The organism is Bradyrhizobium sp. ISRA430 (assembly GCF_029909975.1).
Classification (GTDB): Bacteria; Pseudomonadota; Alphaproteobacteria; order Rhizobiales; family Xanthobacteraceae; genus Bradyrhizobium.
The window spans coordinates 3,995,899-4,006,934 of the sequence record NZ_CP094516.1; the positions used below are offsets into that span (position 1 = coordinate 3,995,899).

At 63.6% G+C, this 11,036-nt stretch carries 10 protein-coding genes and 1 pseudogene; 1 reads left to right on the plus strand and 10 read right to left on the minus strand.

Annotated elements, in window-relative coordinates; translation table 11 throughout:
* Positions 1–88: 88 nt before the first annotated feature.
* The 3 genes from MTX21_RS19060 to MTX21_RS19070 all read right to left on the minus strand — a co-directional run bounded on the left by MTX21_RS19060 (position 89) and on the right by MTX21_RS19070 (position 1,298).
* Positions 89–499, minus strand: coding sequence for a DUF2285 domain-containing protein (locus tag MTX21_RS19060; protein ID WP_348637480.1), 411 nt, complete (start codon positions 497–499; stop codon positions 89–91).
* Between the two features lie 166 nt (positions 500–665).
* Positions 666–860 (minus strand): DUF6499 domain-containing protein, encoded by a 195-nt coding sequence (locus MTX21_RS19065; RefSeq protein WP_280966301.1) that lies wholly within the window; start codon positions 858–860, stop codon positions 666–668.
* Positions 861–1,025: 165 nt separating this feature from the next.
* Positions 1,026–1,298: a DUF2285 domain-containing protein gene (locus MTX21_RS19070; protein ID WP_280966302.1), complete on the minus strand. Its 273-nt coding sequence runs from the start codon at positions 1,296–1,298 to the stop codon at positions 1,026–1,028.
* A 230-nt stretch (positions 1,299–1,528) separates the two neighbouring features.
* Here MTX21_RS19070 and MTX21_RS19075 point away from each other — a divergent pair, with 230 nt between their 5' ends.
* Entirely contained in the window at positions 1,529–1,756 is a 228-nt protein-coding gene (locus MTX21_RS19075; protein WP_280971099.1) for a helix-turn-helix transcriptional regulator, read from the plus strand.
* A gap of 223 nt (positions 1,757–1,979) precedes the next feature.
* Here MTX21_RS19075 and MTX21_RS19080 read toward each other — a convergent pair whose 3' ends face one another.
* The 7 genes and pseudogenes from MTX21_RS19080 to MTX21_RS19110 form a co-directional block, all read right to left on the minus strand.
* The gene (locus MTX21_RS19080; RefSeq protein WP_280966303.1) at positions 1,980–2,300 is read right to left on the minus strand and encodes a DUF736 domain-containing protein; all 321 of its coding nucleotides are present in this window, start codon (positions 2,298–2,300) and stop codon (positions 1,980–1,982) included.
* 587 nt (positions 2,301–2,887) lie between these two features.
* Positions 2,888–3,328 carry a hypothetical protein gene (locus MTX21_RS19085; protein WP_280966304.1) on the minus strand — a complete coding sequence of 147 codons (441 nt, stop codon included), beginning with the start codon at positions 3,326–3,328 and terminating at the stop codon, positions 2,888–2,890.
* A gap of 141 nt (positions 3,329–3,469) precedes the next feature.
* Positions 3,470–4,393 carry a DUF2493 domain-containing protein gene (locus MTX21_RS19090; protein ID WP_280966305.1) on the minus strand — a complete coding sequence of 308 codons (924 nt, stop codon included), beginning with the start codon at positions 4,391–4,393 and terminating at the stop codon, positions 3,470–3,472.
* Between the two features lie 337 nt (positions 4,394–4,730).
* Positions 4,731–5,792 (minus strand): toprim domain-containing protein, encoded by a 1,062-nt coding sequence (locus tag MTX21_RS19095; protein ID WP_280966306.1) that lies wholly within the window; start codon positions 5,790–5,792, stop codon positions 4,731–4,733.
* Positions 5,792–8,509 (minus strand): annotated as a pseudogene (locus MTX21_RS19100) (strawberry notch family protein); the annotation flags it as partial. The pseudogene MTX21_RS19100 and the gene MTX21_RS19095, both read right to left, overlap by 1 nt.
* 13 nt (positions 8,510–8,522) lie before the next feature.
* Entirely contained in the window at positions 8,523–8,918 is a 396-nt protein-coding gene (locus MTX21_RS19105) for a hypothetical protein (RefSeq protein ID WP_280966307.1), read from the minus strand.
* The gene (locus tag MTX21_RS19110; RefSeq protein WP_280966308.1) at positions 8,915–10,921 is read right to left on the minus strand and encodes a hypothetical protein; all 2,007 of its coding nucleotides are present in this window, start codon (positions 10,919–10,921) and stop codon (positions 8,915–8,917) included. Before MTX21_RS19110 ends, MTX21_RS19105 begins: the two co-directional genes overlap by 4 nt.
* Between the last annotated feature and the right edge of the window lie 115 nt (positions 10,922–11,036).

The following is an 11,036-nucleotide window of genomic DNA, read 5'->3' on the forward strand; positions in this document are numbered from 1 at the left end:
CGTGTGTGCGGTCATCATGGAGAAGCGCGATATCAGCAGGGGATGCCGAACATGGAGGGGACGATTTTCGGCACCCCCGGAGACTGCGCTACTCGTCCTTGCGCCCGGGCCGCAGGAGTTTGCGGTAACCACCGCGCATCAACTCGATGCCGCCTTGCACCAAGCGGATTGTTCGATTGCGCAAATCATGCGTCTTCCAGGCGCGATCGGGGATGCGCTTTTTGCCGAACAGCGCTTCGGCGATAATGCGATAGCTTCCGCCGGCGCTATGAGCATCGAGCGCGCGGATCGCGGCGCTCAAGCGTTCGCGCCGCTGTTTGGATAGCGTGTGAAATCCCGTACCTGGCACGCGTCCATTCATCGCGCGCCATAGTCTTCGGGCTGCATAGGCACGTGCGCCGAAATCGCCATCAAACGGCAGTTCGGCTGTGTATGACGCGTCGAGCACCGGCGGCTCTTTGAACCAGACACGGTGATCTACCGCACCGATGCGCAGCACGGCATGCCAGCCGTCGACAGCGCGGCGCACCTGGCCAGCTGTAAGGTCAAGCAGTGGCTGAGACGCCGACACGAGGTCGGCCGTCGAGGCAACCTTGACCGGAACGACCGTCGCTAGAACCTCCGGCGCCCAAAAGATCGTCTGCTCGTCGAACGACCTCTGCGGATCATGGGCGAAAGCAGATACCCCATTTCCTCCTGAATTCCTGGGTCACTGCACCATCTGGGCTGCTTGCGATCATCGCTTCGTACTCGCGTCGATAGCCTGCGTTACGACGGAGACATTCCCAGGCGATGTCGGTGACTTCCGCGTCTTGTAGGCTCTTGTAGGATTCCGGCGACCGCCAGTCGAATTCAGGCATTGCTTCCGCCCCATTGCATGCTGCTAACAGCGATTGCGCCGCAATAGGTATGAACGAGACGGTTGTAGGAAGCCCCTAGTTTGGCACCACGTGGTGCACCGGAATGACCGCCGATCAGCAAAAGAAAATAGTTCTGCCTGCAAGTCGCCAGCCGGCGATTTTCTTCTATTTGGAGCCAGTGCCACGTAGTAGGCGGCCCTGCTCGGTCAGCCATTTGGCCCGCGCAAGGTGGCTCTGATATGCGCTCCGCGCACGGTCCGGCTCTCGCTCGGGGTCCAAATGCAAGACCACTCGAGCCACTTCGCGCCAGTCCGCTCCCTCACCTTCGGCCTGCAGAAGGCGCATGTACGTTACGACATGCTGTTCGTCATAGGTTGTGAGCGTCGGCTCATTCGGCGCGACATCCGCGACGTCAGGATCTAGCGGCGGCTTCGACATCAAAGACGACAATATGCGCGAGATTCAAAATCAAATGGCGAGGCACCAGCATCGCTGGCTCGAACAATTCCCTGCTGTAGCATATGGCATGCCACCTGCTCGGGCGAGCGTTCAAGAAGCTGCATTTCCCACATTTTCCTCAATTAAGGCTCCGTCCGAGACCTAAAGCAACCAGCTCCGCGTATTATAACACGTAGCGCCAAAATACGCGATTGCTTCCTATCCTGCGGATGGACATTCGCAAGGTCTTTGGAGCAAACGCGCGTCGATTTCGGCTGGCCCTTGGCTTGAGCCAAGAGGCCGTAGCGGAACGCATGGGCGTCGACCGGGCCTTCGTGAGCAGCATGGAGCGAGGGCTCCAGAACGCGACACTGCTCACAGTCTGGCAGATTGCCCAAGCGTTGGGGGTCAGGCCGGCCGATCTGCTTGAGGAGAGGGTGTCCAAAGCTCGGTCCTGACTTTCCTGAGCCGGGCACGCGACCTTGGGAGTCCCGATGTGGACACTCGTTACGACTAGCGATCCAGCTTGCTGCAGCGCCAGCGATCAGCTTTCAAACAGGCGATGTTCCAGTGGGCGCGCGGAGTAAGCACCAGCACAATGGTTCAAGGGTCGATCCCTCGGCCGATGGAGGATCTGAAAAGCCCCGCCCGGCGGACCGGACGGGGCTTGATGGAGTGGGCTTACTCGCCGGTCTTGCGCGGCCGCGACCACAGAAGGGTGTAGCCCTCACCGCCTTCGTCGTCGAACAGGTTCGCGTAGATAGGCGCGTTGAACGAGGGGTCGTCGAGCTTGAGCGAGAGGTAGTCGCGGCCCTCCTCGGAACGCTTCGACCAGGCCGCGCCGATCTCCGCGCGACCCACATAGATGCGGTGGCTGGGAGCGTTGTCGTTGGATCGGTTGGTCTCGGCGACGATGCGGACGCCCTTGGCCTTCAGGCTCAGGGTCACGATCTCGCCCTGGAATTCGTTGCCGACCTTCTTGAAAGAACCGATGCTAGCCATGTCACTTCTCCTGTTGTGTTTCGAGCCCGCGACCACCGCGGCCTTGATGGCGGTCTAGGGCCGAGGACGATCGGCGACGCACCCGCTCGGGCCGGAGCGCAGCGGAGGACGTCGTTGTGGCGACTTTCTTGTCTCGCGAGGAATGGGCGAAGCCCAGGGGAAGAAAGTCGCATCAACGGCGTTGCGGCTCAGACGATCGAGGCGAAGCCGGTCTTCGGCCAGATCAAGCCATCAACGAGGCCACGTGCGTCCGGGTGCTGGACCACAATCCTAAGGAGAAGCGTCGCTATCTCGGTTTTGATGAACAAGAGTTCGGAACGACTCAGCGCGGAAAGAGAAACAATCTCCTGCAAAGGGCGGTATCGCCTCCCAAGAACGGATCGAGGTAACATCGCTCCGCCGCGGCTACGTGGGCCAGACCTTGCCGGCAGCTTGGTCGAGGCGCTCCGAGGAGGATAGCCTCTCCCGCGCTCAGGTTTCGATCATCGCCGTTCAACCGCGCCGATCTACGCGAACCTGCTCGACGACGAAGGCGGTAAACGGTCATCCCCTCGGGCCATGCGGCCGTAAGAACCGGTTAGGACGGATTAATCCACCACCCCGCCCGCCTCTAACGGGCGGGTCTCCACCAAAACCATCGAGCGCGTCCATGACATAACGCCAATGCAAACTGCGCCGAGGCAAGCGAAGACCTCACGCCAAGCCAGCGAAGGCACCCCGATCTGGGACAGGGCGAACACCACATGATAGCCTGCGACGGCGGCGGGAGCAGCGAATGCTGTGGCGATCGCGACGCGCAAGGCGGAGGACCGAGTAGCAGCAAACGCGACCTGGCTAAGGACGAGCGTCAGCGCACCGCCGGCGGTTGCGATAAGTAGCGCGCCAAGGAGGCCGGCGCCGCTCTGAAACGCAGTCATCCCGATACTCAGGGCGACGAAAAACGGCAGGGCATACACTGCGAGCGCGAAAATCGCCCAGCAGAATAGGCCGATGCCGAGTGTGTTGAGAACAAGTCCAATAGCGAGCATGGTGGTGGCTCCATGTGCATAGATGTACCAGTTGCGCCTTCCACCACCACCACGGCGCAACTCTGGATATGAGACCGAAACGAGGCGGAGTTGCGGCGCGTGCAACTCCGCCTCGATGGCTTGGACGCGAGATGGCCGCGCTCACGCGCCGCCGAACCTCCAGACGGGGATGCCAAGCCGCTTCGCCTTGTCGGCGAGGTTGCCCTGGATTCCCGTGCCCGGGAAGTGCATGATGCCGATCGGCAGGAGTTCGAGCATGGCATCGTTGCGCTTGAACGGTGCTGCCTTGGCATGTTTCGTCCAATCGGGCTTGAAGGCGATCTGGGGCACCTTGCGGGTGGTCGCCCATTTGGAGGCGATCAATTCGGCCCCCTTCGGTGAGCCGCCGTGGAGCAGGACCATGTCGGGATGCTTGGCGTGAACCTTGTCGAGACGATCCCAGATGAGGTGGTGGTCGTTGAAGTCGAGCCCTCCGGTGAGCGCGATCTTCGGTCCTGGCGGCAGCATGACCTCGGTCTCGGCGCGGCGCTTCGCCGCGATGAAGTCGCGGGAGTCGATCATCGCTGCGGTCAGCGTACGATAGTTCACTAGCGATCCCGATCGGGGGCGCCAGAATGAGCCGGTGTGAGTCTCAAAGCGCTCGATGGCCTGATCACGGAAGAGCTCCAGGCAGTTGCGGCGCTCGATCAGCGTGATGCCTTCCGCCGTGATGCGTTCGAGTTCGACCGATCGAACTTCGGAACCGTCCTGCTCGCGCTGGCTCTTCTGCTGCGCCTGTTCGTTGTCGTCAAGTTGACGCCCGATGCGGTCGACGGCACGATGGAACAGGTTGACGGTCGACCAGAGCAGATCGTCAAGGTCCGGCTCGAGCCGCGTGTCGCTCAACGTCGCGACCAGAGCATCGAAGATGTCGGCGACGGCGCCGGTTATGCTCTTGCCCTCGGGAAGCGGCCGTGGATCGGGCTGGTCGTCGAAGGGGCGGTAACCGAAGAGTTGCAATTCGGTAAGAACGTGTTCGGTCGCAGAAGCGGCATGCGGCGGTTCGATGTCGTCGTGGTCGGTCATGGAGGCGATCCTTTGCCGGATCGGCCGCGACCATCGCGGCCTTCGTGGCGATCACTCAGACGGCAGGCGGAACGGGCCAGAACCCAGAGCAGAGCGGAGGGCCGAAGCGCAGCGGAGGATGGCGGAGGCCGGCTATTTTGCTTCGCGATGCAAAGCGCGCTCGCCAGATGGCTAATGTGTCTTCTCGTCGCCGGCGCGCGGCGGAAAATAGCCGGACGCAGCCATTGCCGGCCCGAGCCGCTTGCCGTCCGATCGCCCTCTAGAAGGCCGTGGTCGCGACCTCTTCCGGCAGCGGCCGCACCGCGACCGGCCTGTCGACGCCATCGAATTGCCGGGGCTATTCCGCGGTTGCCATCGACGAATGCAGGAAACGGAGGACGTCCTCCGGTACGAGTTGCAGTAGCAACGCTGCTCTGAGGGCCTCGAGGCCGAAGATGTGCAGATCTTCATTGAAGTCGCCCAGCCGGGGCGACAATGCGATCGCTTCAATGCCGGCGGCTTCTGCGCGCTGGGTAAGAATAGCCTGTACGGCATCTCCGGCGGCGTCTGCGTCACGGGCGATATAGAGTCGGCGTAGGCCAGACGGCAGCAACATGGCTGAGAGGTGATTGGCCGAGAGCGCAGCGGTCATGGGCAAGGTCGGCAGTACATAACGCAGCGACAGCATGGTCTCGATCCCCTCGCCCGCAGCGAGCACGTCGTCCACCACGTCGAAACGAACGGCATTGCCGAGCAGGTCGCCCATGGCCCGCCGTGGCGTATCGATCGGAGCCTTGCCGAGCCGCGTGCGGTCAAATCCGTATGGATCGAGCCAGGTGCGGTGCACGCCGGTGATCCGTCCCTCGAGGTCCGTGACGGAGGCAATCATTGCGGGCCAGGTTTCGGTCGACGAATGCTCGTCCGGCCGGTAGTAGCAACGCGGGTGGAAGCGGAGGCTGCCACCATGGTGGACGCGGGCTATTCCGCGACGCTGCAAATATCTTTCAACCATCGTCCCTTCGATCGGGCTGGATATCGCAAAGAGCCGACGGGCGGCTTCCTGCGATCCGGCCGACACTGCTGGACGAACGGGTCTCGGGGGCGGTTGCTGCTCGGAACGAGGTAGCTTCAGAAAGCGCTTCGCCTCCTCAGCGGCCTCGCGGAAATCGCGCAAACCTCGGCATTCGCGGATGATGTCGAGGAGATCGCCATGCTCGCCGGTCGCCGCATCAGTCCACTTGCCGGCGGCGCCCTTCGGCGATTCCTGGAGTCGCACGAAGAGCGATCGGCCCGGCGTGTTGTGGACGTCGCCGACCACCCAGTATCGCCCCGCCCGCTTGCCATTGGAGAGATAGTGTCGGCACACCGCCTCGGCCTCGCGCGCGAGGCGACCTGCCAGTTCGGAGATATCGCGGGACATCACGCCGCCTCCCGCTCGCTGATGCGCGCAACCGGATAGGTGTCGAGCACCTTCGACAGGATCTCGGCGCCGCTCGCGTCCATGGGCACGAACATGCGCAGCTTCCAGGAGATGATCTCCCCAAAGAGACCGTACGCTCGCAGTCGATCGCGCATGGTGTCGGTGAAGCCCGACAGCTCGATGCGGTATGCGCCCATGACCCGGACACGGCGAAGCTGGAGGCCTTCGGCGAGGTCGAAGACGGTGCGCCCCTCCATCAGCGCGGCAAATACGGCGTCCGGCGTCAGCGCGGGCGCGTCGGCCGCAAGGACGCTTGCGACCCACGCGGCAGAAACCGTGCGTCCGATGATGCGTTCGCCCGCATCGGTCTGGAGCCGATAGACGCGGGTCGATTCGTTCGGTAGCCGCTTCCAGATCGGTAACAGCAAGCCCGCCACGACGTGGATCGTGCTTTCCGTGAACTCGGGCAGCTCGGCAAGCTCCGCCTGCCAGGTCAAGGCAAAGCGTTCACGATCCGCTTCGCTCCAATGACTTTCGGCCATGGTGGTCAAGGGGACCGTGTGCTGATCCATCGGCCGGATCAGACGGACGCGCCGCTCGATCTCGCCGTCATCGAGCATGACGCTCGCCGCGGGGACCTGCACGGCGGCTCGTCCCGAGCGCTCATTGACGAGCAGGACGGCCTGACGATCGGAAAGACGAGCAAGAGCGTCATCCAGGCTGACCGGACGATTGCGCTGGCGCTGCGTGATCGTGAGCAGCCTGGTCTCGGCGCCGGTCCCCGGATGGTCATAGATCGTCCGCCGGTCGGTGACGACGAAGCTCTCGGCACGGAGGGTTTCCAACCCCACGTCGTAGGTGCCGGATGCAACCGCGCCTTCGATCCGAGCGGTCAAGAGCTGCTCGAAGGCGGTGAACAGCACATTCTGTAGGTCGATGGTGAGCGCCAATAACCTGTTCAGAAAGGTCGTGATCGGCGGCAGGTCATCCCTGAGCCCATTGGCATCCATGAGCTTCAGACCGGTCGCATCCTCGAACCTTCCAAGCGAGCAGTCGTCGACCTTGCCTCGCGCGAGCAGCGTGTAGAGCTGACGCAACGCATCACGTCCGTACTGGCTTTCGAGATTGTCCTCGGGCCGGAACAGGCCCTGCCCTCCGGTCTGACGTTGGCCGCGCGTAATGGCTCCCAACGTGTCGAGCCGGCGGGCAATGGTGCTGAGAAAGCGCTTTTCGGCCTTCACGTCTGTCGCAATCGGACGAAACAGCGGTGGCTGCGCCTGGTTGGTCCGGCTGGTCCGGCCGAGGCCTTGGATTGCGGCATCGGCCTTCCAGCCGGGCTCGAGCAGGTAGTGGACTCGCAAGCGGCGATTCCGCGCCGACAGTTCGGCGTGATAGCTCCTCCCCGTGCCGCCGGCGTCGGAGAAAACGAGGATAGGCTTGACGTCATCCATGAAGCCTGAGGTCTCGGCGAGGTTGGCCGAACCGGCTCGGTTTTCGACCACCAGCCGGTCGCGCTTGCGCACGATGCGGCGCGAGCGGCCGGTGACCTCGGCGACCATGTCGGTGCCGAAGCGCTGGACGACCTGATCCAGCGCGCCGGGTACCGGCGGTAGCGAGGCAAGCTTGTCGATGAGGCGGTCGCGGCGTGCGACGGCTTCCCGGCTCTCGACCGGCTGGCCGTCGCGATAGACAGGCCGGGAGCAGAGGTTGCCCTCTGAATCAGTGAAGGGCTCGTAGAGCTGGACCGGGAAGGAATGGGCGAGATAGTCGAGGACGTACTCGCGCGGCGTGATGTCGACCTGGACGTCGCCCCACTCCTCGGTCGAAATTGCCGCAAGCCGACGTTCCATCAGCGCTTCGCCCGTCGACACGATCTGGATGACGGTCGCATGGCCAGCATCGAGATCGCGCTCGATCGAGCCGATCAGCGACGGCGTCTTCATCGAAGTCAGGAGATGGCCGAAGAAGCGCTGCTTGGCGCTTTCGAAGGCGGACCGTGCCGCGGATTTTGCCTGGCCGTTCAGCGTTCCGGTTTCGCCGGTGATGTTGGCGGCGCGCATCGCCGCATCCAGGTTATTATGGATGACGCTGAACGCACCGGCATAGGCGTCGTAGATGCGAACCTGCTCCGGCGTAAGCTGGTGTTCGACCAGTTCGTACTCGACGCCCTCGTAAGAGAGCGAGCGGGCCGTGTAGAGGCCGAGCGCCTTGAGGTCGCGCGCCAGCACCTCCATTGCCGCAACGCCGCCCTCCTCGATCGCTGCAACGAACTCGGCACGGGTGGCGAACGGGAAGTCGGCGTCGCCCCAAAGGCCGAGGCGTTGGGCATAAGCGAGGTTATGGACCGTGGTGGCGCCCGTCGCCGATACATAAACGACGCGAGCATTCGGCAGCGCGTGCTGGAGTCTCAAGCCCGCGCGCCCCTGCTGAGAGGCCGCCTGGTCGCCGCGCTCCCCCTTGCCCCCGACCGCATTCTGCATGGCGTGGCTCTCGTCGAAGACGATCACTCCGTCGAAGTCGGAGCCCAACCATTCGACAATCTGCCGGACACGCGAAAGCTTTTCGCCGCGCTCGTCGGTCCGTAGCGTGGCGTAGGTGGTAAATAGGATGCCTTCCGAAAGCCGGACCGGCGTGCCCTGCCGAAACCGGGACAGCGGCGTAACAAGCAGGCGCTCCATGCCGAGCGCGGACCAGTCGCGCTGCGCATCTTCGATCAGATATCTAAACTGTCTAGGGTGTCTCACCGCCTTTTTTGCTGTTGGCGTCATGGTTCTTTCTCCGGAATGGCAGGATGTTGGCGCGCTCGGCGCGCTGCGCTTCTTGCCTTTTGTGCAGGGCGCGGGCCTGTATGTGCTGGGCGAGGATGTGAGCGTTGCGGCTCTCCTCTCCCGCGCCTGCAAAGGCAGCCTCCACCCGCGCCCCTCTCGCTCTGCGGCCGGCCACTGCGCTCCGGAACTCCGCCAGCACTGCGGTTGCCCGATTGGCGGTGGCGCGACTGACGCCCGCCTCGATAGCCAGATTGACAACGGTGAAGCGGCCATCCGTCTTGACGGCGGAGCCGGACAGGAGACGCTGCATGGCTGCGCGAAGAGCCTGCTCAGTCGACTGGCTGACGGGCGCGGTCATGACGCGCCTCCAGCCTTGAGCGGGGCGACCAGCTTGCGCTTGCGATCGTTATCGCGCTGCAGGGCCTCGCGCTGGAAGCGCGGCACGCGTTTGTCCTGCAACAGAAGGTCCGCTTCGGCGATTGATGCCTCCCAGACCGGCAGATGCCGCTGGGTGATGCAGGCGTTCGGACAGCGGTCCGGTGCGCAGCGCGATAGAGCCGGGCCAGTCGGTCGCCCCTTGCCCTTGTCGAGGCACAGCGCCGTCGCCTGCTCGAAGAAGCAGTCGTTCAGATGGCCGACATGGAGCGTGCGGGCCAGATGGGCGAGCATCGCGCGCAGCCGTCCCATGTCAGCGATACGTCCGGGGAATGGCTCAAGTTCGCGCTGAACGCGATCGTACTCGGCAGCAAGGCGCGAGGCGGCAGGTCCGGCAAGTTCCTGGCCACGACAATGTGCCTCGTATTGGGCGACGACATCGTCGAGCTGGCCGAGCGCGCGCTCCTGCTCGACCTCCTGCCGGAAGCCTGATGCCGAGGAGCCCGCATAGCCGTCGAACATCGCGACTGAAGCGTGCTTGTACTGGATCTTGCCGGCGACCACGCCAAAGGGGCGATTGGCAATATACCAGGCTAGCGTGCGTCGGAACTGCCGGGTGGTGAACGACCAGGGCTGTCCATCGACGGTCGGGATCGCCGGTTCTTCCTCTCCGCCATAGTTCTCGTCGAGGTGGACGCGGAATCGGTTGATCTGGTTTACGATGCCGGGAATGCCCCGGCCGGCGGATCGGCTGCGACGATCGAGTGTAAGCCAGAGATCGTCCTCGTTGCGCTGCCGTCGATGCTGTGCGGCGAGACGTTCTGCGATGGCGACGGCGCGATCGACGGGTTCTATGGTGATCCACTCGGCGGGCTCTCCGCGTGTTCCGCGGTGCTTGTAGATCGTGCTGCGCAATGCGAGACGTTCGATCATGCCATCAGCGCTCAGCGAGCGGGCGACACAGCCGGGGCGCATGGACTGCACTTCGCCGTCACGCATGCCGGTCAGATAGGAGCAAAGCACATAGGCGGCCGCTTGCAGATGCTTCTCTTCTTCGGCAAGGCTCAGATGATCAAAGCGACCGCGCCAGGACAGACCGGTGTCAGGATCAATCGAGATTGCGCTGTCCAGTCCTCCCCGCTCGACTCCCAGTTCATCGACAGCCTGGAACAGGCGCAGCCGCGCTTCGTCACTCTCATAGATCGCGGTGTGGTTGAGGCCGCTTTGAAGTCCGATGAGCCGCATATTGAGGACTTCGCCCTTGAGCTTGCCGTCGGGCGAGAGCCTGCGGGCGGTGCCGCCGATCCCGGCCGGATCGCTCCAGACCGGAACGCCACGGGCCATGCGTCGCCGCCGATCGATCCATTCCGTCATGCTGGCGACCACGTCGGGCGTGCGGCCTCGCCGGGCGGCAAAGCGCGCCTCGAGCGCATCCAGTTCGGCTCGTGCCGCGAAGATGTCGGTTGAGAACAGATCGATGTATTTGAGCGACCAGTGCAGCAGCGCTCCGATCACCGGTTCGGGAATGCGTGGCGTCCGGTTCTCGTCGCCTCTCGGTCCGCAGCCGGCGACGCGATAGAGCGTGCGCCCGCCCCAGGGCAGGAAGCTAAGTCCGCCGCAGGTCAGCCAGGCGGCAAGACGATGCAGTTCAATGATCGGCTTCAGATACCGCGTGATCTGCCGGGCGCTCGTCGAGGTCGCCGCAACCAGCGACGATCGGTAGGCATCGATCAGATCCTGATTGATCATGGCGGCGTCGAAGCGGCCCCGTTGTTCCCGCACGAATGCCATAAAGCGGGCGAGATCGCGAAGAGCGACGCGCGCCGATGCGGGACGCAACCGGGGTCGTCCGTCGGACAGGCGTTCGTTGAGGCCAGCGTAGATATATTCCTTTGCGGTCAGGCGTTCGGCCGGGCAATCCATCCCGGAGAAGTCGAGTTCGTGGTAAACGTGGCGCGCGCGAGTCTGGAAGATTCCCGGCGCCATGTCCCAGCAGTCGTCACCGAACCGTGACAGGCAGCTGCGAGCCGTCCCGTCACGGAGCGGCATCGAGGCAAGCACGATATCGGTCGCGGAACGATAACGCGATCTGATGGAAAGG